We start from the raw sequence: 22,489 nt of genomic DNA on the forward strand, positions 1-22,489 counted from the left end.
CTTACCCCGCAGTTGCGGGGGGTCGCGGCACTGCCGCGACGCCAAGGGCCCGGCGGCGTACGCCGCCGGAGCCGTAGGCTGGATGGGGAGGGGGCTTTGCGCCACGCCATGCCAAGCGCCGCTTTCACCTTCCGACCTGCCGCGGAATCCGACTTCCCCTACATCCTCGACCTTTCCATCCGCACGATGCGCGAGCACCTGGAGCGCATCGGTCGCTACGACCCCGACCGCCGCCGGACCCGCATGCGCGCCCATCTCGACGCCGGCAGCCTGCACCTGATAGGGCGCGACGGCGCCAAGATCGGCTGCGTCGGCCTGAAGCCGCGCGGCGAGGCGGTGGAATTGCACAGCTTCTTCCTGGAACCCGCGTTACAGGGCAGGGGCCTCGGCGCCGCCGTCTTCGCCGCGCTCCGCGCCCGCCACCCCGGCGCCTGGTGGATCGAGGTGCTGAAGCAAAGCCCTGCGCGCCCCTTCTGGGAACGCCAGGGCTTTGTCCTGACGGGCGAGCAGCCCTTCGACTGGATCATGGAACGCGCGGCGGATTGAGCCGCGCCCGGCGGCAGACTAGTTTCCGGCCCCGCGCCCAAGAGACAGAGTGCAATGCCCGCCCTCGCCGCCCGCCTGAAGGAAGTCCCGCCCTCCGCCTCCGTCGTCATGACGGTCAAGGCGCGCGAACTGCAGGCCAAGGGCATTGAGGTGATCAGCCTGGCCGTCGGCGAGCCCGACTTCGAAACGCCGCCAGGCGCGATCGAGGCCGCGTACGCCGCGGCGCTTCGCGGCGACACCAAGTACCCTCCGCAGGACGGCACCCGCGCGCTGAAGGAAGCCATCCAGCGGAAGTTCAGGCGCGACAACAATCTGGACTACGCGCTCGACGAGATCATGGTCGGCAATGGCGGCAAGCAGGTGCTGATGAACGCCATGCTCGCCGTGATCGACCCTGGCGACGAGGTGATCATCCCCTCGCCCTTCTGGATCAGCTACGCCGACATGGTCCGCCTCGCCGGCGGCGTCCCGGTCACGGTGACCTGCCCGCAGAACAACGGATTTCGGCTGCGCCCCGAGGACCTCGAAGCGGCGATCACGCCGCGCACGAAGCTGCTCATGCTGAACTTCCCGTCCAATCCGACGGGCGCGGCCTGCTCGCGGGCCGAGATGCAGGCCATCGCCGACGTCATGCTGCGCCACCCCGACATCTGGATCCTGTCGGACGACATGTACGAGCACATGGTCTATGACGGCTTCGAGTTCTGCACGATCGCCGAGGTCGAGCCCCGCCTGAAGGACCGCACCGTCACCGTCAACGGCGTGTCCAAGACCTATGCGATGACGGGCTGGCGCGTCGGTTTCTGCGGCGGGCCGCGTGACCTGGTGAAGGCGATGGTCAACATGCAGGGCCAGATCTCGTCGGGCATCAGCACCATCAGCCAGGCCGCCGCCGCCGCCGCGCTGGACGGGCCGCAGGACTACGTGAAGGAGCGTGCCGCGATCTACAAGGCGCGCCGCGACCTCGTCGTCGAGATGCTGAACCAGGCGCCCGGCATCACCTGCCACAAGCCCGAGGGCGCCTTCTACGTCTTTCCCAACATCGCGGGCTGCCTTGGCAGGACGACGCAGGGCGGGCGGCGGATCGAGACCGACAAGGACTTCGCGCTGGCGCTGCTGGAGGAGAAGCAGGTCGCGACGGTGCATGGCGCGGCCTATGGCATGAGCCCCTATCTTCGCATCTCCTACGCCACCGGGACGGAAGCGCTGCGCGAGGCCTGCACGCGCATCCAGGATTTCTGCCGCGGGCTGACGTGAAGCCCATTCTCCGACCGGGCCGCGACGAGGATTCGGAAGGCTTCATCAGCCTGATCGAGGGCTGCTGGTCCGAATACCCGGGCTGCGTCATGGACGTGGACGGCGAACTGCCGGAACTCCGCGCGCTCGCAACCTACTTCACGCAGGCTGGCGGCGCGCTCTGGGCGGCGGAGCAGGAAGGCCGGATCGTCGGCATGGCGGCGACGCGCCCGATGAACCCCGCCGCGGAGCGGCAACACGATCGCGACAAGGCCTGGGAGATCTGCAAGGTCTATGTCGCGAAGCTCGCCCGCGGCACCGGACTCGCGCATGCGCTGCTCGGCGCGGCGGAGGATCACGCCCGCGCCACCGGGGCCGAGCGGCTGGTGCTCTGGACCGACACGCGCTTCGAGACCGCGCATCGCTTCTACGAGAAGCGCGGCTTCGTCCGGCAGGGCTCGATCCGCATCCTCGACGACATCTCCAAGAGCCTGGAGTTCCGCTACGGCAAGCCGCTGACGGGCCTGGTGGTGGAGGCGCTCGACGCCGCCGCGGCGGCCAGCGCGGAGCGCCGCCTGGCGGAGCTGCTGGTCGGCGCGGTCGCGCAGGGGGCGAGCCTGGAATGGCTGCCGCCGCTCGATGCCGGCGTGGCGCGTGCCTATTGGAAGCGCGTCTCCTCAGACGTCGCGCTGGGCAAGGCGGTGCTGCTGGTCGCCTGGCTGGAAGGCGAGCTCGTCGGCACGGTGCAGCTCGGCCTCGACATGCCGGAGAACGCGCCGCATCGCACGGAGGTCAGCAAGCTGCTGGTGGACCCGCGCGTCGCACGCCAGGGTGTCGGTGCCGCGCTGATGCGGCGCGTGGAGCAGGCTGCGCGCGGCATCGGGCGGCGGCTGCTGGTGCTCGACACGCGCCGCGGCTCGGCCGCGGAGGCGCTGTACCGCGAGCTCGGCTGGACGGAGCTCGGCTCCATCCCGGGCTTCGAGCTGGACGCCGCGCGCCAGCCCGCGGACGTCGTCTTCTTCTGGAAGGGCCTCGCATGATCACGCCGGACTGGGTGCGGCTGATGGCCGCCTACAACAGCGAGATGAACCGCCGGCTCTACGCCGCCGCCGACACGTTGACCGACGCGCGGCGGACCGAGGATCGTGGCGCCTTCTTCAAATCCGTCCACGGCACGCTGAGCCACCTCCTCTGGGGCGACCGCACCTGGCTGCACCGCTTCGACGGCACGCCGAAGCCCGAGGGCGGCATCCCCACCAGCACGACGCTCTTCCCGGACTGGGCCGCGCTGAATGACGCGCGCACCGCGACCGATGCCGCGATCGAGGATTGGGCAAATCGCGTGACGCCGGCCTGGCTGAACGGCGCGACCACCTGGTTCAGCGGCGCGATGGGGCGCGACATGTCGAAGCCCAACTGGGTCCTGGCCACGCATTTCTTCAATCACCAGACCCATCACCGCGGCCAGGCGCATGCGCTGCTGACGGGCTTCGGGCTGAAGACCCGCGACACCGACCTGCCCTTCATCCTCGACCTCGGCGGATTGGGCTTGGCCTGAAGCGCGGACGGCGGCAGGGTTGCGCCACCGACGGGACCGCAGCGTGGACGAAACCGAACGCACCAGCATCCGCAGGACGAGCGCCGAGGAACCGCGTGGCGAGCCGATGCTGCATGTCCTGCAGGTCGAGGACGATTCCGTCGCGCCTGCGCGCCGCGCCATCCTGGGCGAGATTCCGCTGCGAATCGGCCGGGTCGAGGGCAACGACCTCGTCCTCGCCTCCTCCGAGGTGTCGCGCCACCATTGCAGCCTGGTGCTGCAGGACGGGCGCGCCATGGTCACCGATCTCGGCTCCACGAACGGCACGCTGGTGGACGGTCGCCGGATCGAGGGGCCGACGCCGCTCGGCCACGGCACGCGGCTGCGGGTCGGACCCTTCTCGCTGACCTACCTGACCGGGCCGCGCCGCGCGCTGGAACGCGCGGCCGAGATCGAGCGCGACCTCGACCGCGCCGCGCGCTACGTCCGCGCGCTGCTGCCGCCGGCGATGGTGGAAGGCCCGGTGCGGGCGGATTGGCGCTTCGTGCCCTCGGTGTCGGTGGGGGGCGACGGCTTCGGCTATCGCACGCTGCCCGATGGGCGCTTCGTCTTCTGGCTGCTCGACGTGATGGGGCACGGGTTGGGTTCCGCGCTGCTGGCGGCGACGGTGATGACGCTGCTGCGCGAGGGCGGGCCACCCGGCACCGATCCCGGGGACGGCGCCGCCGTGCTGGGGGCACTCGACGCGATCTTCCCGATGGAGCGGCATGGCGGCCTGTTCTTCACGGTCTGGTATGGCGCCTACGATCCCGCGACGCGCGCGCTGCATCATGCCGCGGCCGGCCATCACGCGGCCTTCCTGGTGGAGGGCGGCGCCTTGCGGCCTGTCGGGACGCGCAACCTGCCGATCGGGGCGGGGCTGTCGCTGGGCCGGCCGGATGCGGGCGCGGTGCCCGTGCCGCCGGGCGCGCGGCTGCATCTCTTCAGCGACGGCACCTTCGAGACGCTGACGCCCGGCGGCAAGCAGAACGGGCTGTCGGATTTCCTCCCCTTCGTCGCGGCGCCGCCGATGCCGGGCGTGGCGGAGCCCGACCGTATCCTGCGCGCCGCGCAGCAGATGGCGGGCGGCGCGCCCTTCGACGACGACGTCTCGATCCTGGTGCTGGATTTTCCCTAGGCCCGCGAAAGGCCCTCTCCCCCCTTCTTATGGGGCAGAGGGTTGGGTGAGGGGGACGCGTTGGATAAGGCGGCCGCTTGCCAATTCCGCGCCCTCCTCACCCTTCCCTCTCCCCCCCTGCGGGTGGAGAGGGTTCATGCGCACTCCGTCATGCCCGCAGGAAGCCGTCCAGCGCGGCCAGCACCTCCTCCGGCGCTTCCTCCGGCAGGTAATGGCCCGAATTCACCGCGCCGCCCGAGACCGGTCCGTCGGCGTAGTGGCGCCATACCTCGAGCGGCTGGTACCAGACGCCGACCTTGCCCTTTGCGCCCCACAGTGCCAGCAGCGGGCAGGCGATGCGCCGGCCGGCCTCGCGGCTGGCGCGATCGTGGTCGAGGTCGATGGTCGCGGCGGCGCGATAGTCCTCGCAGATCGCGTCGATCGTGCCGGGTTGGTGCAGCGCGGCAAGGTAGTCGGCGCGGGCGTCCGGGTGGAAGAAGCCGGGGTCCTTCGGCTCGCGCGAGGTCTGGGTGTCGAACCAGTCCTCGATGTCGCGCGAGATCATGCGCTCGGGCCCGGGGTGCGGCTGGGCCAGGAAGAACCAGTGATAGTAGCCCATGGCGAAGGCCATGTCGGTCGTCTCGAAGTGATGCAGCGTCGGCACGATGTCCATGGTGCAGAGCCGCTCCACCGCCTCCGGCGCATCCAGCGCCAGGCGGTGCGCGACGCGCGCGCCGCGGTCGTGCGAGACCAGCTGGAAGCGATCGTGGCCGAGGCCTTTCATCAGCGTGACCATGTCCGCCGCCATCGCGCGCTTTGAATAGGCGGCATGGTCGTCGGAGACCGGCGGCTTCGTCGAGAATCCGTAGCCCCGGAGATCCGCGCAGACCACGCGGAAGCGCTTCGCCAGCACCGGCGCCACCTTGTGCCACATCACATGCGTCTGCGGATTGCCATGCAGCAGGAGCAGCGGCGGCCCGTCCCCACCGATGCGCACGCGCAACCGCACGCCATCGGCGCCGTCGCGGGTTTCCGTCGTGAAGCCTTCGAACATGGTGCCCTCCGTCGCGGTGCAGCCTAGTCCAGGCCAGGCCGGTTGACCCATCCAGCAGGCCGGGCGCAGCCTTTCCACACGGGAGCGTGCAGGGAGTGACGCATGGCCGGGCGTGTCGCCTTCATCGGCATCGGGCGAATGGGCTGGCCGATGGCGCGCCGCCTGGTGGAGGCGGGCTTCGACGTCGCCGTGCACGATGCCGTTCCCGGCCGCGCCGCCGATTTCGCGGCGAGGCATGGCGGCGTGGCCGCGGCCGATGCCGCCGCCGCCGCGAAGGACGCGGCCTTCGCCGTCACCATCCTGCCCACCAGCCGAGAGGTCGAGGCCGTCGCCGCCGCCATCGCGCCGGTGCTGCCGCCCGACGCCGTGGTGATCGAGATGTCGTCCGGCGAGCCATCCGCCACGCGCGCCATCGCGGCGTCGCTCGCGCAGGCCGGAATCGCCATGGTGGATGCGCCGGTCTCGGGCGGCGTCGCGCGGGCCGAGACGGGCCAGCTCGCCATCATGACCGGCGGCGATCCCGCCGTGCTGGAGCGCGCCGCGCCTCTGCTGAACGCGATGGGCACAAGCATCATGCGCTGCGGCGACATCGGCGCGGGGCACGCGATGAAGGCGCTGAACAATCTGGTCAGCGCGGCCGGCTTTCTCGTCAGCGTCGAGGCGCTGCTGATCGGCAGCCGCTTCGGGCTCGATCCCGCCGTGATGGTGGACGTGCTGAACGCGTCCACGGGGATGAACAACTCCACGCAGAAGAAGCTGAAGCAGTTCGTGCTCTCGCGCGGCTTCGACTCCGGCTTCGGGCTCGACCTGATGGTGAAGGACCTCTCCATCGCGCTGCAGGTCGGCCGCGAGACCGCGACGCCCGCGCCGCTTTCGGCGCAGACGCGCGAGCTCTGGGCCGCGGCAGCGGCGCTTCTCGGGCCGGGGCAGGACCACACGGCCGCGGCGAAGCTGTCCGAGGCGTTGTCGGGCGCGGAGCTCTCCTCGCCCCAGGTGTCGCGAAAGGGCTGACACGATGTGGCAGGTGCTGGCGCTGCGCTACGCGCATCACGAACGCAACGCGCAGGCGAACTTCTTCATGCCCGTCGAGGACGCGCATGACGCCATGCCGATGGACTACTTCGTCTGGCTGCTGCGCGGCCCGGACGAGCGCGAGATCCTGGTGGACACCGGCTTCGACGAGGAAACCGCCACGCGCCGCGGCCGCCGCATCCTGCGCCCCGTCGCGGACTGCCTGCGCGCCGTCGGCACCGACCCGGCTTCAATCCGCGACGTGATCGTCAGCCATTTGCACTACGACCACGCCGGCAATCTCGGCGTTTTCCCGAACGCCACCTTCCACATCCAGGACCGCGAGGTCGCCTTCGCCACAGGCCGGCACATGTGCGCGTCCTGCCTTCGTGCGCCCTTCGAGGTCGAGGACGTCGTGACGCTGGTCCGCGCCGTCTATGCCGACCGCGTCGTCTTCCACGACGGAGAGGGCGAGATCGCGCCGGGCGTGACCGTCCATCACGTCGGCGGCCATTCCGACGGGATCCAGATGGTGCGCGTGCAGACCGCGCGCGGGCCGCTGGTGCTCGCCGTGGATGCCGCGCATTACTACGCCAATATCGCCAGGGCGAACCCCTTCCCGATCGTCTTCGACCTCGGCGCGATGATCCAGGGCTGGCGCCGCGCGCGTCTGCTGGCGGGCGGGGACGATTCGCTCGTCATCCCCGGCCATGACCCGATCGTGCGGACGCGATTTCCGGCGATGGATCCGGCCGCGGAGGTGGTCCGGCTGGACCTGCCGCCTCATTCGTAGGCGAAGGAATAGACCGCCATCCCGAGGCCCACGACCGCGAACAGCATGGACAACCCCGGCCAGGTCGGCCTCGGCCCGCGGTAATGGCCGAAATACCAGTTGATGGCGAAGCTGCCGAGCAGCGCTGCTGTCGCGTCGGCCCAGTGGCCCTTCACATAGCCACGCACGATCAGCGCGCCCCAGGCGATCAGCGCAGCGAAGGCGAGGCCGCGCCAGGCCAGGTCGGAATACGGGTTCGCCGGCCGCATCTCCGGCCGGTTGGACTGGGTGTGGAGATAGGCAGCGACCGAGCAGAGCAGCGCGGCGATCAGGGCGGCGGACATGGCCCGCCCGCATAGGGCGAGCCAGCCACGTTACGCAAGCCAGGTCAGGCCGGGCGCCCGCTCACCAGCAGCCGCAGTCCGAGGCCGAGGAAGAGCAGCCCCGCCAGCCCGTCCAGCCAGCGCGAGAAGGCCGAGAGCCGCGCAGCGGCGCGATCGGCGCCGGCGATCAGCAGCCCGTAGAAGGGCACGCCCATCAGCGGCACGAGCGGCCCCAGCAGCGCCATCTGCAGCCAGGCCGGCGCGCGGCCGGGATCCACGAATTGCGGCAGGAAGGCCAGGAAGAACAGCACGACCTTGGGGTTCGTCAGGTTGGTCACCAGCCCGTCGCGGAAAGCCATGCGCGCGGGTGCCGCCGGCCGCAGCGCGTGACCGCCGCGCCAGGCCGAACGCAGCGCCCCAAAGGCGAGCCAGAGCAGGTAGAGCGCGCCGGCGATGCGCAACGCGTCGAACAGCGCGGGCGAGGCCGCAAGCAGCGCCGCGATGCCTGAGACCGCGAGCGCCACATGCACCAGCGCGCCCGTGCCGATGCCGAGCAGCGCCGCCCAGCCGCGTCCTGCGCCACCCGACAGCGTCTGGCCGATGACGAACAGCATGTCGGGGCCGGGCGTGAGGATCAGCACCCAGGCCGCGACGAGGAAGGCGAGGAAGAGGTGCGGGTCGAGCGGCATGGCGCGATGCTGCATCCGGCGCGCATCGGACGGAAACGAATAGGGGTGATGGGCGCGATCAACAGAGGTGATGGTGGTGCCTCCCGCCGCCGGAAAGCGGTTTCCCTCCCCCGCTTGCGGGGGAGGGTCAGGGTGGGGGTGCGAGGATAAGGGTGCGCTGCACGAAGTACCCCCACCCCAGCCCTCCGTCGCGAGCGGGGGAGGGAGGTGCCCTCGCGGGGGAGGGGGTCAATGCAGCCCCGCCATCTCCCGCCACTCCGCTTCCGTCAGCGTCTTCACCCCAAGCTCTGCCGCCTTGGTCGCCTTGCTTCCGGCGTCCGCGCCGACCACCACGAAGTCCGTCTTCTTGGACACGGATTTCGTGACCTTCGCCCCGAGGCGTTCCGCCTGCGCCTCCGCCTCGTCGCGCGACATCGCTTCCAGCGTCCCGGTGAAGACCATCGTCTTGCCCGCGAAGGGATTGCCCTCCGCCGCGACGATCTCGACCTCCTCCGGCGACACCTCCGCCGCCAGCGCGTCGAGCGCTTCCAGGTTGTGCGGCTCGGCGAAGAACTCCGCGAGCTCGGTCGCGATCGCCGGGCCGATGCCCTGGATGGAGCCCAGCTCCTCCCGCGCTTCCGATCCGACGATCCGCGCCGCCAGCATCTTCGCGCGCCACTCCGCGAAGGAATGGTAGTGCCGCGCCAGCAGCTTCGCGTTGCTCTCGCCGATGCGGCGGATGCCGAGGGCGAAGATGAAGCGCTCCAGCGGCACGCGGCGTCGTGCCTCGATCGCGTTCAGCAGGTTCGCGATCTTGCGCTCGCCCCAGCCTTCCCAGCCGCGCATGACATCGGCGCGGGTGTGCAGGCGGAAGATGTCGGCGGGGCTCTTCACCAGGCCCTCGTCGAAGAGCTTCTGGATGTTCTCGACGCCGAGCCCCTCGATGTCCATGGCGTTGCGGCGGGTGAAGTGGATCAGCCGTTCGACCGTCTGTGCGGGGCAGGTGAGGCCGCCGGTGCAGCGGCGCACGACCTCGCCCTCCGGCCGGATCGCGTGGCTGCCGCAGGCCGGGCAGACCTGCGGAAACGCGAAGGGCTCCGAATCAGCGGGCCGCTTCTCCGGCACGATGCCGAGGATCTGCGGGATCACGTCGCCAGCCCGCTGCAGGATGACGGTGTCGCCGATGCGTACGTCCTTGCGTGCGATCTCGTCCTCGTTGTGGAGCGACGCGTGAGTGACCATCACGCCGCCGACGCCGACGGGCTCCATCACCGCGCGAGGGGTCAGCGCGCCGGTGCGGCCGACCTGGATCTCGATGTCGAGCAGCGTGGTCGTCGCCTGTTCCGCCGGGAACTTCCAGGCGATGGCCCAGCGCGGCGCGCGGCCGACGAAGCCGAGGCGCCGCTGCCAATCCAGCCGGTTCAGCTTGTAAACCACGCCGTCGATGTCGTAGCTCAGCGCCGCGCGCTGTTCCGTCATTCGCCGCTGGAACGCGACGGCCGCGTCCTCATCCGCGAGAAGCTGGGACAGCGGGTTCACGCGAAAACCCCATTGGCGCAGGCGGTCGAGCCAGTCGGCATGCGTCTCCGCCACTGCCTCGCTCGCCTCGCCCATCGCATAGGCGAAGAGCTTCAGCGGCCGCTGCGCCGTGATCGCGGGATCCAGCTGGCGCAGCGAGCCCGCGGCGAAGTTGCGGGGGTTGACGGGGATGGTGATGGCGGGTCCGACCTTCTCGCCGCGCGCGCGGCGCTGCTCGCGTTCCTCCGCGGCCCGCACCTGGGACGCGCGGAAGGCAAGGAAATCCGCCTTCTCGCAGAAGACCTCGCCGCGGATCTCGATCCGCGCCGGTGCCTTGCCCTTCAGCTTCTTCGGCAGGTCCTTCAGGGTCAGCAGGTTCGCTGTGATGTCCTCGCCCGTCGTCCCGTCGCCGCGCGTGGCGCCGCGCACGAACTGCCCATCCTCATAGGTCAGGTTGACCGAGAGCCCGTCGATCTTCGGCTCGCCCACGAATTCCAGCCGCTCTTCGGCGCCAAGCCGCAGGAAGCGGCGGATCGAGGCGGTGAAGGCGCGGAAGTCGTCGTCGCCGAAGGCGTTGTCCAGCGAGAGCATCGGCACGCCGTGCCGCAGCTTGGCGAAGCCCTCCGCGGCCTCGGCGCCGACGCGGCGGCTCGGGCTGTCGTCGCGGATCAGCTCGGGGAAGCGCGCCTCGATCGCGCGGTTGCGGCGGACCAGCGCGTCGTAGTCGGCGTCGCTGATCTCCGGCGCGTCCTGCGTGTGATACAGCGCGTCGTGATGCGCGATCTCGGCGGCGAGCGCGGCGAGTTCCTGCTGCGCCTCCTCCTCCGTCAGCGCCTCGGGCTTGCGGGCGCGCAGCGCGCCATCTTGCGATACGGTCATGGGTGACGGCTAGTGTCCGTTCGGCTTGGCCCAACCGAGATGCGCTATGCTCTCGGGCAGGGGAAAGCCGGGTTCAGACATTCCCAGGCATTCCAGAGCGCCAGCTTCGAATTCGGGGCTCGCCCGCAAGTCAGCGCCGATGCGTTCCATGGCCAATTGCAGTGCCTGGAAGCGGTCGGCACCCATGGCACGGCCACGCTTGGAGGTGCGGGGACCGCGGATCCGGTAGACGCAGGCAAAATCAGCACCGAGTTGCGCGGGAGCATCCATCTCCACGCTCATTGGACCGAGTTCGGTCGAGATCGTGCGCGTCGCGATGATAATCATGGCGGGCTTCTCCAGTCGGTCTGGCTACCAAGTCACCAATGGCGGCAAAGGCTGCCTCCGGCGCGATGCATGCTGTCAGTCTGACGGGCGCGCTCTTTGCTGAAGGCTTTCTCGTACCAGCGTGTCGAAAGCCTTGCCATGCAGCAGGAAGTCGCTGACCCGCAGCTCCTCGACGTGGAGCGAGCGGTGAAAACGCAGCGCGAGCGTGTCCTGCTCGTCGGCGTTCCACCAGACGAAGGTGCAGCCCGTCCGCTCCGCCTCCGCCGCCACCGCCGCGACCAGCGCGCGGCCGATGCCGCGCCGACGCGCGTCCGGCGCGACGAAGAGGTCGTTGAGGAACAGCCCCCAGCGGCTCTGCCCGCTGTCATAGGCGGGATGCGCGGTGGCGAGCCCCGCCGGCGCGCCCGCGTGCTCCGCGACGAGCACGATGGCGCGCGGATCCTCGATGAGGTCGCGCGTGATGCCTTCGGGCGTGATGAGCTGCGGACTGAGCCAGGGCTCGTCGTTGAGCGCCCGGAACAGCGTAGCCAAGGCGTCGGCGTCGGCTGCCACGGCCCGCCGGATCAAAGCAGGCTTCCCGTCAGCAGGCTGTCCGCGGCGGCGCGCGCGGCATCCGTCACGCGCTCCCCGGCCAGCATGCGCGCGATCTCCTCGCGGCGCGCGGCCTCGTCCAGCGGCGTCACGCGCGTCTCCGCGCGGCTGCCCTTCACCTGCTTGGCGACCGACAGGTGCCGCGCGCCGCGCGCCGCGACCTGCGGCGAATGCGTCACGACCAGCACCTGCAGCCGTTCGGCCACGCGCGACAGCCGGTCGCCCACCGCCGCCGCCGTGGCGCCGCCGATGCCGCTGTCAACCTCGTCGAAGACCAGCGTCGGCACCGGCGATCCCCGCGCCAGCACCACCTTCAGCGCCAGCATCAACCGCGACAGCTCGCCGCCCGAAGCGACCTTGTCCAGTGCGCCCGGCGCCTGGCCGGGGTTGGTCGAGACCAGGAAGGTCACGCGGTCAACGCCCTCCGGCCCCCAGGCGGCCTCGGGCTTCCGCGCGACGTCCACCACCAGCCGCGCGCGATCGAGCTTCAGCGGCGGCAATTCCTTCGCGATCGCCTTCTCGAGCTTTTGCGCGGCATCGCGCCGCCCTTCAGTCAGCCGCCCCGCGGCATCCAGATAGGCCGCGCGGGTCGAGGTCGCCGCCCGCTCGGCTGCCGTCACGCGGTCCGTCCCTGCATCCAGCGCGGCGAGGCGTTCCTTCAGCGTCGCCAGCAGCCCCGGCAGCTCCACCACCGCGACCAGGTGCTTGCGCGCCGCGGCGCGGAGCGCGAAGAGCCGCTCCTCCACCTGTTCGAGCCGGCGCGGATCGGGGCCGCTGTCATGCGCCAGCCGCTCCATCGCAGTCTCGGCTTCCGCCAATGCGTCCAGCGCGCGGCCGAGCGCATCCAGCGCGGGCTCGGCTTCCGTGTTCGGGGCGGGCAGGCGTTCCAGGGCGCGCACCGCGCTCCGCAGCGCATGGGCGGGGTTGGCGGAGCGCCGGTCGCGCGGAGCCAGGGCGGCCAGCGCCTCGGCAATTGCTTCGCTGCGCCGCTCGCCCTGCTGCAGCTTCTGCCGCTCGGCGGCGAGCTCATCCTCCTCGCCCTCCGCCGGGGCGAGCGCGTCGAGCTCGGCCACGGCGTGGCGGAGGAATTCCTCGTCGCGCTGGGCGGCGGCGATCTCCTCCTTCGCGGTGGCGAGCGCGCGTTCCGCCTCGCGCCAGGCGCGGTGGGTCTCCGCGACCGTGCCGCGCAGCCTCTCGAGCCCCCCGGCGGCATCCAGCAGCCCGGCATGCGCGGCGGGGTCGGCCAGGCCGACCTGTTCGTGCTGTCCCTGCACCTCCACCAGCAGCGCGCCGAGGCGGCGCAACAGCGCGAGCCCCACGGGCTGGTCGTTGACGAAGGCGCGGGAGCGGCCGTCGGCGGTCACGACGCGGCGCAGCACGAGCTCGTCCTCGGCCTCGATCCCCTGCTCGGTCAGGATCGCGCGGGCGGGGTGGCGATCCTCCACGCCGAAGGCGGCGGTGACGCTGGCCTGGGGCTGGCCCGCGCGGACCAGCCCGCTGTCCGCCCGCATACCGAGAGCGAGGCCAAGGCTGTCGAGCAGGATGGACTTGCCGGCGCCGGTCTCGCCGGTCAGCACCGTCAGGCCCTGACCGAAGGCGAGGTCGAGCTTCTCGATCAGGACGACATCGCGGATGGCGAGGGATGTCAGCATGCGGTGCGGCTGCCCGCCGCGCCTCAGAACAGCCCGAAGCTGAGCGTGCTCATCGTACGGCTGAACCAGCCCGGGCGGTCCTGCTCGGCCGGTGTCGCGCCGTCCACCAGCAGGGCGTAGCTGTCCTGGTACCAGGGGCTGCCGGGATAGTTGTGACCGAGCACGGAGGCCGTCCGCCGCGCCTCGTCCGTCAGGCCGAGGGTGAGATACACCTCGGTCAGGCGGTGCAGCGCCTCCGGCACGTGGTTCGTCGTCTGGTATTCCTCGATCACGCGGCGGAAGCGGCCGATCGCGGCGCCGTAGAGGCGCTGCTGCTGGTAGAAGCGGCCGACCACCATCTCGCGCCCTGCCAGGTGGTCGCGGGCGAGGTCCATCTTCAGGCGCGCATCGCGGGCATAGGGCGTGCCAGGGAAGCGGTTCACCACGTCCTGCAGCGCGACCATGGCCTGTTCGGTGCTGCGCTGGTCGCGCGAGGGATCGTTGATCTGCTCGTACATGCAGAGCGCGCGAAGGTAGTAGGCATAGGCGATGTCGCGATGCGCGGGATGGAGCTGGATGAAGCGGTCCAGCGCGCCCAGCGCCTCCGTGTAGCGGTTGCGCATGTACTCGGAATAGGCGGACATCAGCCGGGCATTGGTCGCGAAGGCGGAATAGGGGTGGTCGCGCTCCACCGTGTCGAAGAGCTGGCCGGCGCGGAGATACTGCTCGCGGTCCAGCGCCTCCATACCCGCGGCGAAAAGGCCCTCGGGCGAGTTGTCGGCGGGCATGTTGCTGGGCCGCAGGCTGGCATCGCGGCCATCCCACATCGAGCAGCCCGCCACCGGCAGCAGCAGCGGCAGGAGAAGGGCCAGGCGACGGACCAGGGTAAGCATGCGCATGGACAGCCCTATACCACGGCGGGCCGGAGGTCCGGCAAGGCGGGGAGGCGGCGCATGCCCGCTCGGTTCACGCTCCCGGCCGTCGCCGTCCGCGGGCGGCCCGACGGGTCAGGCCATTACCGGGGCGGCGGCGGCGGGCAGGCGGGTGGTCACGCCATCGGCCGGCAGGTCGCCTTCCACCAGGCGCCAGGCGCCGCGGTCGGCGAACAGCGCGCGCAGCAGCTTGTTGTTCAGAGCGTGGCCCGAGCGATGGCCCACGAAGCGCGCGGAGATCGCGGCGCCAGCCAGCGCAAGGTCGCCGACGGCGTCCAGCAGCTTGTGGCGGACGAATTCGTCGGGCCGGCGCAGCCCGCCGGGGTTCAGCACCAGCGGCCCGTCCACAACGACGGCGTTCGCCAGGCTGCCGCCCTGCGCCAGGCCGGCGGCGCGCAGGCGCGCGATCTCCTCGGCCAGGGTGAAGGTGCGGGCATCGGCGAGCTGGCCGCGGAAGGCGGCGGGCGTGACGCGCAGCGAGATCTGCTGGTGGCCGATCGCCTCGGCCGGGAACTCGATGGAGAGCGACGCTTCGAAGCCCGGCTCCCGCGCGGGGTGGAGCTCGGCGAAGGCGGCGCCGTCCTCGACGCGGACGCGGCGCAGCACGTCCAGCGTGGGCGCGGGTGTGGACAGCGCAACGGTGCCGGCGCAGTCGATAAGGAAGACGAAGGGCGCGGCGGAACCGTCGAGAATCGGGACTTCCGGCCCGTCCAGCTCGACGATCGCATCGGTGACGCCGGTGCCGGCCAGCGCCGCCATCACATGCTCCACCGTGCCGATGCGCGCCTGGGGCGCATCCTCGGCCACCAGGGCGGTGCAGAGACGGGTGTCCACCACGCGGTCGAAGCGCGCGGGGATGTCGATGCCGAGGTCGGTGCGGCGGAAGACGATGCCCGTGCCGCCAGCGGCCGGGCGCAGCGTCAGCGTGACGCGCCGGCCGCCATGCAGCCCGACGCCCACGCAAGGGATCGCCGTCTTCAGCGTCCGCCTGCTGGTCCGTCCGAGAGGCATGAAACCGTCCATCGTGGCTCCGCGATCGCTGCGCCGCCTGGTCCCGAACCCCCCGGGAGGGCCAACGCGGAGCCCCCAAAAACGGAGCGCCCCGGTACCTGATGCCATTTCAGGTGCCGGGGCGCCATTCAAGGAAAATTACGCCATATTACGCTGTAAGATGCTGATTTCACTCACTTATTGCGATGCAGCGCGGCCCCTTTTCTGCCTCAATTGCCGTCAGTTGCTCTGGCGGCGGAGGAAGGTCGGGATGTCGAGGCCCATCTCCTCCTGCGGGGCGACCCGCGGCGCGGGGCGCGCCGGCGCGGCCGCCGGCTCCACCCGCACCGCGGATTGGGGCTGGGGCTGCGCCGGGGGCGGGGCGGCCTCCGGCAGGTCGCGGCGCATCAGCCCGGTGGCGCGGCGGAACAGGTTGTTCAGCCCGCCTCCGCCCGGCATGGCAGGGCGCGGCGCCGCCGAAGCGGCCGGGGCGCGCAGCACGGGCTCCGCCGCGGCCAGCGTCACGGGATCGGCCGCCTGGACCGACTCCGCCTCCATCGCCGCGGCGGCGACGGGCGCGACATAGGCCTGGGCGGGCCGCATCGCAGACGGTGCCGACGGTGCCGCGACGACCGGGGCGGCGGCGACGCGCGGCGCGAAACCCGACGCCGCGCGCACGGGTTGGGCCTGCGCGACGGTCTGGCTCGCCACGGCCGGGACGGGCATCGCCGCGCCGCCGCCGACCGCGACCAGCTTCGGCCGTTCGGCCTCCCGCTGCACCGCGGCGTCGATCCCGGTCGCGACGACGGAGACGCGCAGCCGCCCGTTCATGCTCTCGTCAATCGAGGAGCCGAAGATGATGTTGGCGTCCTCGTCCACTTCCTTGCGGATGCGGTTCGCGGCCTCGTCCACCTCGAACAGCGTCATGTCGTAGCCGCCGGTGATGTTGATCAGCACGCCGCGCGCGCCGCGCATCGAGGTGTCCTCGAGCAGCGGGTTGTTGATGGCGGCCTCGGCGGCCTTGACGGCGCGATCCTCGCCCTCGGCCTCGCCGGTGCCCATCATCGCCTTGCCCATCTCCGCCATCACGGTGCGGATGTCAGCGAAGTCGAGGTTCACCAGGCCCGGGTTGACCATGAGGTCCGTGACGCCGCGCACGCCCATGTAGAGGACGTTGTCGGCCATCCGGAAGGCTTCCGCGAAGGTGGTCTTGTCGTTCGCCAGCCTGAAGAGGTTCTGGTTCGGGATCACGATCAGCGTGTCGACGAACTGCTGCAGGTCCTCAAGCCCCGATTCCGCTGATTTGCGGCGCTTCGGGCCTTCGAAGTCGAAGGGCTTGGTGACGACACCGACGGTCAGGATCCCGCGCTCCCGCGCCATGCGCGCGATCACGGGTGCGGCGCCGGTGCCGGTCCCGCCGCCCATGCCGGCCGTGACGAAGACCATGTGGCTGCCCTCGAGGTGCCGCGCGAGCTCCTCGGTCGCCTCCTCGGCCGCAGCGCGGCCGATCTCCGGCTTGGCGCCAGCGCCGAGGCCCTGCGTCAGGTGCGGCCCGAGCTGCACGCGGCGCTCCGCCTTGGAATGCACCAGCGACTGCGCGTCGGTGTTGGCGACGAGGAACTCGACGCCGTCGAGGCCCATCGAGACCATGTTGTTGACGGCGTTGGTGCCACCGCCGCCCACGCCCACCACCGTGATTCGCGGCGTGAAGTCCGTGTGCTGGTGGGCCGGAATCGTAAGGTTCAGCGTCATGTCGGGCCTCTCCTGGAACTCAGCCTTGCGCGGCGTTGGGGTTGGTATCGGGGCGGGTGGGCGTCACGAGCGCACCAGCCAATCGATGAGGCGGCGGATCGGGCCGCGGGCGCGTTCGGGCCCGGGCGCGACGTCCACGATCGGGCGGCCTTCGCCGGCCGCCCAGGCGAGCATGCCGATCGCCACCGCGAAGGGCGCGCCGTTCGCGGTTTCCGGCAGGCCGCGCACGCTGCGCGGGCGCCCGGGCCGCACCTGGCGGTCCAGCACACGGGCCGCGAGCTCCCGCGCGCCGATGAGCTGCGACGCGCCGCCGGTCAGCACGACGCGGGTGCCCGCCTCCTTCGCGACGCCGGCCTGCTCCAGCCGGTCGCGCACGAACTCGAAGGTCTCCTCGAGCCGCGGTCGGATGATGTTGACGATCATGGCGCGCGGGATGCGGGCGATGTGGTCCTCGTCCTCGCCGACGAGCGGGATGGGCAGCATCTCGCGCTCGTCGTCGGTGGAGACCAGCGCGCCGCCATGCAGCGTCTTCAGCCGCTCGGCATGGCTGATCGGCGTCGAGAGCACGCGGGCCAGGTCGTTGGTGACCTGCCAGCCGCCGACCGGGACCTGGCTCGTGTGGATCAACTGGCCCTCGGCGAAGACGGCGATGGAGGTCGTGCCGCCGCCCATATCGATGACGGTCGCGCCGATGCGCTTCTCGTCATCGACCAGCGTCGCCAGGCCCGCGGCGAAGGGGGCCGAGACGAGTTCCTCGACCTCGAGGTCGCCATGGGCGAGGCAGGTGCCGAGGTTGCGCAGCGCGGCCTGCGAGGCATCGACCAGATGCACGCGCGCGCCGAGCGTGTCGCAGATCATCCCGCGGGGATCCTCGACGCCGGGCGTCGCGTCCACCGTGAAGGAGACGGGCGCGCCATGCACGGTCTCGCGCCCGTCCTCGTGGCCTCGCCGGCGGCCCTCCGTCAGGATTGCGCGGAGGTCGGCGTCGGTGACGGCGCGGCCGCCGATCGGCCACTGCACATGCAGCAGCCGCGATTCCGGCTGGCCGCAGGACAGGTTGACGATCAGGCCGGAGAGCTTGGTGTCCGCCATCTCCTCGGCCTGGCCGACGGCGGCGCGGACGGCTCGCTCGGCCTCCTCGAGGTCGATGATCGAGCCGCCCTTCACGCCGCGGCCGCGCTGCCAGCCGAAGCCGAGCACGCGCGGGCTGCCGTCGCCCTCGATGCGCGCGATGAGGCAGACCGTCTTCGTGGTGCCGAGGTCGAGCACGCCGAAGGTGCCGCTGCGCGCGCCGCGGCGGCGGCGTTCCGGCGCGCCCTCGACCGGGACGGGAAGGCGGGTGAGGGCGTTCATCCGCGATTCGCTCCCGGGCGTCGCTGCTGCGGCGAGGGTTCCGGCGTGGGCTGCTGGCGCAGCACCATCCGGTCGGGCAGGCGCATGTCGATGGCGATCAGCGGGCGATCGAGCAGCGCGTGGCGCTGGTGCATCTCCGCCAGGCGATTGAGAGCGGGCGCTTCCTGGCCTTCCGGAAGCAGCACGTCGACGCCGTTGTGCAGCCGCAGGTTCCAGCGGCGTTCGCCGACGCGCACCAGCGCCTGGGTTCGGCGCGCGACCTCGACATGCGCGCGCAGTAATTCGTAGAGCGCGAAGGCCTCGGTGTTGGCGCCGGCGCCGACGACGAGCGGCAGCGGGCCGAAGGCGTCCAGCGTCTCGCTGGTCACGACCTTGCCCTCGCGGTCGATAATGCTGAAGCGCCCCGCATTCTGCCAGATCGCGAAGGGCGCGCGTTCCGTCAGGCGGACGAGGATCGTGCCGGGCAGGCGGCGCTCGACATGCGCGCTCTCGACCCAGGCGATGGTCTGCAGCCGCGCCCGGGCCTCGGTCGGCGAGAAAGAGATGATGGGGTCGCCGGGCCGGATGCCGAGCGCGGCCCTGACCAGCTCCTCCGGCGTGTTGCTGCGGCCTTCGATGCGGATGTCGCGGACCTCGAAGCCGGCGGTCTCGCCGAGATCGGCGATGGTTTCCACCACGGCCTGCACGCGGCCCGCGGGATCCGCGAGGTATAGCGTGAAGCCGAGTGCGCCGACTGCGCCGAGCGTCAGCAGACCGAGCGCTGCAGGCTTCGCGAGCCCGCGGCGCCGGCGCAGCCAGAGGCGGAGCCGGCTCGGCCGGTCCTGCTCGCGGCGGGCGCCGCCGCGGCCGGAGCTCAGCGCATTGGCGCGCCCTCCGGCGGCCAGGCTACGCGCCATGGCGAGCCTCCCGCACCATCCAGGCGCAGAGCTCGGGGAAGGGGATGCCGACATGCGCGGCCTGCTCGGGCAGCAGCGAGGTCGGTGTCAGCCCGGGCTGGGTGTTCACTTCCAGCAGCACGATGCGGCGGTTGCCCTCGGCGCCTTCGTCAAAGCGGAGATCGGCGCGCGAGGCGCCGCGGCAGCCCAGCGCCTGGTGCGCGCGCAGCGCGATGTCGAGCGCGCGGTCGTAGTCGTCCTTCGGCATCACCGCGGGAACCACGTGGCGCGAGCCGCCGGCGGCATACTTGGATTCGTAGTCGTAGAAGGTGCCGGCATCGGCGATGATGTCGGTCACCGCGAGCGCGCGGTCGCCCATGACGCCGACCGTGAGTTCCCGGCCCGGCACGTATTCCTCGGCCATGGCGTGGTCGCCGTACTGCCAGTCGCGCGCGATCTCGGCGCGGCGGTTGCTGCCCTTGAGCATGATGTGCACGCCGACCGAGGAGCCCTCGTTCACGGGCTTCACGACGTAGGGGAGCGGCAGCGGGTCGGCCGCTTCGAGCTCGTCGCGGGTGACGAGGCGGTGCTCGACGACGGGCAGCCCTGCGGCGCGGAAGACGGCCTTGGCCGCGACCTTGTCCATCGCGAGGGACGACGCCCGCACGCCTGAATGCGTGTAGGGGATGCCGAGCCAGTCCAGCACGCCCTGGATGCAGCCATCCTCGCCGAACCGGCCATGCAGGGCGTTGAAGACGACCTCGGGACGGTTCGAGGTCAGCGCCTGGATGACGGCCGAGAGGTCCTCGGTGACCTCGATCGGGGCGACGTCGAAGCCGGCCTTGCGCAGCGCGGCGATGCATTCGCGGCCGGAGGAGAGCGAGACCTCCCTCTCCGCCGACTTGCCGCCGTACAGGACCGCGACCTTGGTCATGCCTGCTCTCCGATGGCCGGAGCGCCGTCAGGCGCGGAGGGCTGAATCGGCGAGCCAGACAAACTCCTCCCGATGCGCCTGATCTCCCAGTCAAGATCCACGCCGGATGCCGCCTTGACCCGCGCGCGCACCTCCTCGCCGAGGCCCTCGATGTCGGCCGCCGTCGCGCCACCGGTGTTGAGCAGGAAGTTCGTGTGCAGCTCGCTGACCTGCGCGCCGCCGCGCACCATCCCGCGGCAGCCCGCCTGGTCCACCAGCTGCCAGGCCTTGTGCCCAGCCGGGTTCTTGAAGGTGGAGCCGCCGGTGCGCGCACGCACGGGCTGCGTGCCCTCGCGCGCCTTGCGGATCGCCGCCATGCGCGCCGCGATCGCTTCCGCGTCGCCCGGCACGCCGCGAAAGCGCGCGCGCACCACGACGCCGCGCGTCGGCAGCGCGGCCTTGCGGTAAGCGAAGTGGAACTCGTCAGCGGTCAGGCGCAGCAGACCCTGCGGCGTTGCCACCTCGGCCCAGTCCAGCACGTCTTTCACCTCGGTCCCGTAGGCGCCGGCATTCATCGCGACCGCGCCGCCGATCGTTCCCGGGATACCGCAGAGGAATTCGAGGCCGCCGAGCCCTGCGGCCGCGGCGTGTTCGGCGACCGTCGCGTCCAGCGCCGCCGCGCCGGCGACGATGCCATCCCCGTCGCGCTCGATCGCGCCGAACGCCTTGCCCGCGAGCCGCAGCACCACGCCAGCCACGCCGCCGTCGCGCACGATGAGGTTCGACGCCGCGCCGATCACGGTCAGCGGGACGCTCTCCGGCAGGTCGCGCAGCAGCAGCAGCAGGTCGTCGACATCGGCCGGCCGCACCAGCCATTCCGCCGGGCCGCCGACGCGGAACCAGGTGACCGGCGCGAGCGGCGCCGCCGGCTGGATGCGGCCGCGCAGCGGGGGAAGCGCGGCGTGCTGTTCCATGCCGGGCTTCACTTGCTGCCGCCCACGATGCGCGGGCGGGTGCGCGACTGCAGCGCGGTCAGCTGCTCCGGCAGCGCATGCGCCCAGCTCGTGATGTTGCCGGCGCCGAGGCAGACCACGTAGTCGTTCGGCCGCGCGATGGCGTTGATCATCTCGGCCAGGCTGTCGGGCCCCGGCAGCGGCACGACGGAACGATGCCCGCGCGCGCGCAGCCCTTCGACGAGGGCGTCACGGTCCACGCCCGGAATCGGTTGCTCCCCGGCCGCGTAGACGTCAGCCACGATCACCGTGCCCGCATCGTTCATGCAGGTGCAGAAATCCTCGAACAGCGAGGCCAGCCGGCTGTAGCGGTGCGGCTGCACCACCGCGATCACGTCGCGCGCACCGGCCTGGCGCGCGGCCTTCAGCACCGCCGCGATCTCCACGGGGTGGTGGCCGTAATCGTCGATCACCGTGATGCCGCCCGCTTCGCCGGTGCGGGTGAAGCGGCGCTTCACGCCCTTGAAGCCGGCCAACGCCGTGCGGATCGTCGCCTCGTCCACGTCCATCTCATGGGCGATGGCGATAGCGGCGAGCGCGTTCTGGACGTTGTGGTGACCCAGCATCGGCAGGCGCATCGGCTTGAGGTTGCGCGTGCGCCCGGTCTGGCGGTCGCGCACCACGACTTCGAAGGTCGCGCCCATGCGGTCGGTGATGACGCGGTCGGCCCGGACATCCGCCTGCGGCGAGAAGCCATAGGTGATGATGCGCCGGTCCGACAGGCGCGGGATCATCGCCTGCACCTCGTGATGGTCCGCGCAGAGCACGGCGAAGCCGTAGAACGGGATGTTGCCGACGAACTGCGCATAGCCCTCGCGCATCGCCTCGCCCGTGCCCCAGTGGTCGAGATGCTCGGGGTCCATGTTGGTGACGACTGCGACGACCGCCGGCAGCTTCAGGAAGGACCCGTCGGATTCGTCGGCCTCCACCACCATCCAGTCGCCGGCGCCGAGGCGGGTGTTGGTGCCGTAGGCGTTGATGATGCCGCCATTGATCACGGTGGGATCGAGCTTCGCGGCCTCCAGCACAGCCGCGACCAGGCTCGTCGTCGTCGTCTTGCCATGCGTGCCGCCGATCGCGACGGACCACTTGAGGCGCATCAGCTCGGCCAGCATCTCGGCCCGCCGCACTACCGGGATCAGCCGCGCGCGCGCAGCCTGCACCTCGGGGTTGTCCTTCTTCACGGCGGTGGACACGACCACGACCTGCGCGCCGCCGAGGTTCGCGGCGTCGTGGCCGACGCTGACCGGGATGCCGGCATCGCGCAGGCGGGCGACGTTGTAGCCCTCCGCGATGTCGCTGCCCTGAACCTGGTAGCCGAGGTTGTGCAGCACCTCGGCGATGCCGGACATGCCGATACCGCCGATGCCGACGAAGTGGATGGGGCCGATGGAAAGCGGCAGCGCGCGCAT

22 protein-coding genes are annotated in these 22,489 nt (G+C 71.3%); 7 read left to right on the plus strand and 15 right to left on the minus strand.

The features are described 5' to 3' along the window. Nucleotides 1–108 precede the first annotated feature (108 nt). The 5 genes from ACLF3M_RS22050 to ACLF3M_RS22070 are packed head-to-tail and all read left to right on the plus strand — an operon-like array spanning nt 109 to nt 4,496. Nucleotides 109–546 carry a GNAT family N-acetyltransferase gene (locus ACLF3M_RS22050; protein WP_430659137.1) on the plus strand — a complete coding sequence of 146 codons (438 nt, stop codon included), beginning with the start codon at nt 109–111 and terminating at the stop codon, nt 544–546. Between the two features lie 54 nt (nt 547–600). Beyond that, the gene (locus tag ACLF3M_RS22055; RefSeq protein WP_430659138.1) at nt 601–1,803 is read left to right on the plus strand and encodes a pyridoxal phosphate-dependent aminotransferase; all 1,203 of its coding nucleotides are present in this window, start codon (nt 601–603) and stop codon (nt 1,801–1,803) included. After that, a complete protein-coding gene (locus ACLF3M_RS22060; RefSeq protein ID WP_430659139.1) occupies nt 1,800–2,822 on the plus strand; it encodes a GNAT family N-acetyltransferase in 1,023 nt (340 codons plus the stop codon). Before ACLF3M_RS22055 ends, ACLF3M_RS22060 begins: the two co-directional genes overlap by 4 nt. Then, nucleotides 2,819–3,340: a DinB family protein gene (locus ACLF3M_RS22065; RefSeq protein WP_430659140.1), complete on the plus strand. Its 522-nt coding sequence runs from the start codon at nt 2,819–2,821 to the stop codon at nt 3,338–3,340. Before ACLF3M_RS22060 ends, ACLF3M_RS22065 begins: the two co-directional genes overlap by 4 nt. Nucleotides 3,341–3,383: 43 nt before the next feature. Continuing rightward, on the plus strand, nt 3,384–4,496 hold the full coding sequence (locus ACLF3M_RS22070; protein ID WP_430659141.1) for a PP2C family protein-serine/threonine phosphatase: 1,113 nt from the start codon (nt 3,384–3,386) through the stop codon (nt 4,494–4,496). A 148-nt stretch (nt 4,497–4,644) separates the two neighbouring features. On the opposite strand, the gene ACLF3M_RS22075 is transcribed toward ACLF3M_RS22070, so the two are convergent. Further along, the gene (locus ACLF3M_RS22075) at nt 4,645–5,529 is read right to left on the minus strand and encodes an alpha/beta fold hydrolase (RefSeq protein WP_430659142.1); all 885 of its coding nucleotides are present in this window, start codon (nt 5,527–5,529) and stop codon (nt 4,645–4,647) included. A 102-nt stretch (nt 5,530–5,631) separates the two neighbouring features. On the opposite strand from ACLF3M_RS22075, the gene ACLF3M_RS22080 reads away from it, so the two are divergent. Then, nucleotides 5,632–6,540: an NAD(P)-dependent oxidoreductase gene (locus ACLF3M_RS22080; RefSeq protein WP_430659143.1), complete on the plus strand. Its 909-nt coding sequence runs from the start codon at nt 5,632–5,634 to the stop codon at nt 6,538–6,540. Between the two features lie 4 nt (nt 6,541–6,544). Next, nucleotides 6,545–7,333, plus strand: a complete 789-nt coding sequence (locus tag ACLF3M_RS22085) for an N-acyl homoserine lactonase family protein (protein ID WP_430659144.1) — start codon at nt 6,545–6,547, stop codon at nt 7,331–7,333. Here the strand turns inward: ACLF3M_RS22085 and ACLF3M_RS22090 are convergent. From ACLF3M_RS22090 to murC, 14 genes are all read right to left on the minus strand, one after another. Beyond that, the gene (locus ACLF3M_RS22090) at nt 7,324–7,656 is read right to left on the minus strand and encodes a hypothetical protein (protein WP_430659145.1); all 333 of its coding nucleotides are present in this window, start codon (nt 7,654–7,656) and stop codon (nt 7,324–7,326) included. The genes ACLF3M_RS22085 and ACLF3M_RS22090 overlap by 10 nt on opposite strands. A gap of 44 nt (nt 7,657–7,700) precedes the next feature. Next, nucleotides 7,701–8,324, minus strand: coding sequence for a LysE family translocator (locus ACLF3M_RS22095; protein ID WP_430659146.1), 624 nt, complete (start codon nt 8,322–8,324; stop codon nt 7,701–7,703). 228 nt (nt 8,325–8,552) lie between these two features. Continuing rightward, entirely contained in the window at nt 8,553–10,700 is a 2,148-nt protein-coding gene (gene ligA / locus ACLF3M_RS22100) for an NAD-dependent DNA ligase LigA (RefSeq protein ID WP_430659147.1), read from the minus strand. Between the two features lie 9 nt (nt 10,701–10,709). Continuing rightward, nucleotides 10,710–11,027: a DUF6968 family protein gene (locus ACLF3M_RS22105; protein ID WP_430659148.1), complete on the minus strand. Its 318-nt coding sequence runs from the start codon at nt 11,025–11,027 to the stop codon at nt 10,710–10,712. Nucleotides 11,028–11,102: 75 nt separating this feature from the next. Further along, nucleotides 11,103–11,579 (minus strand): N-acetyltransferase family protein, encoded by a 477-nt coding sequence (locus tag ACLF3M_RS22110; protein WP_430659149.1) that lies wholly within the window; start codon nt 11,577–11,579, stop codon nt 11,103–11,105. A gap of 11 nt (nt 11,580–11,590) precedes the next feature. Beyond that, entirely contained in the window at nt 11,591–13,270 is a 1,680-nt protein-coding gene (recN, locus tag ACLF3M_RS22115; RefSeq protein WP_430659150.1) for a DNA repair protein RecN, read from the minus strand. A gap of 23 nt (nt 13,271–13,293) precedes the next feature. Then, nucleotides 13,294–14,148, minus strand: coding sequence for an outer membrane protein assembly factor BamD (locus ACLF3M_RS22120; RefSeq protein WP_430659151.1), 855 nt, complete (start codon nt 14,146–14,148; stop codon nt 13,294–13,296). Between the two features lie 108 nt (nt 14,149–14,256). Further along, nucleotides 14,257–15,204: a UDP-3-O-acyl-N-acetylglucosamine deacetylase gene (gene lpxC / locus ACLF3M_RS22125; protein WP_430659152.1), complete on the minus strand. Its 948-nt coding sequence runs from the start codon at nt 15,202–15,204 to the stop codon at nt 14,257–14,259. Between the two features lie 207 nt (nt 15,205–15,411). Beyond that, on the minus strand, nt 15,412–16,923 hold the full coding sequence (gene ftsZ, locus ACLF3M_RS22130; protein ID WP_430659153.1) for a cell division protein FtsZ: 1,512 nt from the start codon (nt 16,921–16,923) through the stop codon (nt 15,412–15,414). A gap of 63 nt (nt 16,924–16,986) precedes the next feature. Then, on the minus strand, nt 16,987–18,276 hold the full coding sequence (ftsA, locus tag ACLF3M_RS22135; RefSeq protein ID WP_430659154.1) for a cell division protein FtsA: 1,290 nt from the start codon (nt 18,274–18,276) through the stop codon (nt 16,987–16,989). Continuing rightward, nucleotides 18,273–19,172 (minus strand): cell division protein FtsQ/DivIB, encoded by a 900-nt coding sequence (locus tag ACLF3M_RS22140; RefSeq protein WP_430659155.1) that lies wholly within the window; start codon nt 19,170–19,172, stop codon nt 18,273–18,275. Before ACLF3M_RS22140 ends, ftsA begins: the two co-directional genes overlap by 4 nt. Continuing rightward, the gene (locus tag ACLF3M_RS22145) at nt 19,162–20,085 is read right to left on the minus strand and encodes a D-alanine--D-alanine ligase (protein WP_430659156.1); all 924 of its coding nucleotides are present in this window, start codon (nt 20,083–20,085) and stop codon (nt 19,162–19,164) included. Before ACLF3M_RS22145 ends, ACLF3M_RS22140 begins: the two co-directional genes overlap by 11 nt. Beyond that, nucleotides 20,082–21,038 (minus strand): UDP-N-acetylmuramate dehydrogenase, encoded by a 957-nt coding sequence (murB, locus tag ACLF3M_RS22150; RefSeq protein WP_430659157.1) that lies wholly within the window; start codon nt 21,036–21,038, stop codon nt 20,082–20,084. The genes ACLF3M_RS22145 and murB overlap by 4 nt, the downstream gene beginning before the upstream one ends. Before the next feature lie 8 nt (nt 21,039–21,046). Further along, nucleotides 21,047–22,489 carry a UDP-N-acetylmuramate--L-alanine ligase gene (gene murC / locus ACLF3M_RS22155; RefSeq protein WP_430659158.1) on the minus strand — a complete coding sequence of 481 codons (1,443 nt, stop codon included), beginning with the start codon at nt 22,487–22,489 and terminating at the stop codon, nt 21,047–21,049.

It is taken from the genome of Falsiroseomonas sp. HW251 (assembly GCF_050563545.1).
Classification (GTDB): domain Bacteria; phylum Pseudomonadota; class Alphaproteobacteria; order Acetobacterales; family Acetobacteraceae; genus Falsiroseomonas.

Coding starts and splice junctions, on each gene's coding strand:
- ACLF3M_RS22050 (WP_430659137.1), top strand. CDS start 109: ATGCCAAGCGCCGCTTTCACCTTCCGACCTGCCGCGGAATCCGACTTC.
- ACLF3M_RS22055 (WP_430659138.1), top strand. CDS start 601: ATGCCCGCCCTCGCCGCCCGCCTGAAGGAAGTCCCGCCCTCCGCCTCC.
- ACLF3M_RS22065 (WP_430659140.1), top strand. CDS start 2,819: ATGATCACGCCGGACTGGGTGCGGCTGATGGCCGCCTACAACAGCGAG.
- ACLF3M_RS22075 (WP_430659142.1), bottom strand. CDS start 5,529: ATGTTCGAAGGCTTCACGACGGAAACCCGCGACGGCGCCGATGGCGTG.
- ACLF3M_RS22080 (WP_430659143.1), top strand. CDS start 5,632: ATGGCCGGGCGTGTCGCCTTCATCGGCATCGGGCGAATGGGCTGGCCG.
- ACLF3M_RS22085 (WP_430659144.1), top strand. CDS start 6,545: ATGTGGCAGGTGCTGGCGCTGCGCTACGCGCATCACGAACGCAACGCG.
- ACLF3M_RS22090 (WP_430659145.1), bottom strand. CDS start 7,656: ATGTCCGCCGCCCTGATCGCCGCGCTGCTCTGCTCGGTCGCTGCCTAT.
- ACLF3M_RS22095 (WP_430659146.1), bottom strand. CDS start 8,324: ATGCCGCTCGACCCGCACCTCTTCCTCGCCTTCCTCGTCGCGGCCTGG.
- ligA (WP_430659147.1), bottom strand. CDS start 10,700: ATGACCGTATCGCAAGATGGCGCGCTGCGCGCCCGCAAGCCCGAGGCG.
- ACLF3M_RS22105 (WP_430659148.1), bottom strand. CDS start 11,027: ATGATTATCATCGCGACGCGCACGATCTCGACCGAACTCGGTCCAATG.
- recN (WP_430659150.1), bottom strand. CDS start 13,270: ATGCTGACATCCCTCGCCATCCGCGATGTCGTCCTGATCGAGAAGCTC.
- ACLF3M_RS22120 (WP_430659151.1), bottom strand. CDS start 14,148: ATGCGCATGCTTACCCTGGTCCGTCGCCTGGCCCTTCTCCTGCCGCTG.
- lpxC (WP_430659152.1), bottom strand. CDS start 15,204: ATGGACGGTTTCATGCCTCTCGGACGGACCAGCAGGCGGACGCTGAAG.
- ftsZ (WP_430659153.1), bottom strand. CDS start 16,923: ATGACGCTGAACCTTACGATTCCGGCCCACCAGCACACGGACTTCACG.
- ftsA (WP_430659154.1), bottom strand. CDS start 18,276: ATGAACGCCCTCACCCGCCTTCCCGTCCCGGTCGAGGGCGCGCCGGAA.
- ACLF3M_RS22140 (WP_430659155.1), bottom strand. CDS start 19,172: ATGGCGCGTAGCCTGGCCGCCGGAGGGCGCGCCAATGCGCTGAGCTCC.
- ACLF3M_RS22145 (WP_430659156.1), bottom strand. CDS start 20,085: ATGACCAAGGTCGCGGTCCTGTACGGCGGCAAGTCGGCGGAGAGGGAG.
- murB (WP_430659157.1), bottom strand. CDS start 21,038: ATGGAACAGCACGCCGCGCTTCCCCCGCTGCGCGGCCGCATCCAGCCG.
- murC (WP_430659158.1), bottom strand. CDS start 22,489: ATGCGCGCGCTGCCGCTTTCCATCGGCCCCATCCACTTCGTCGGCATC.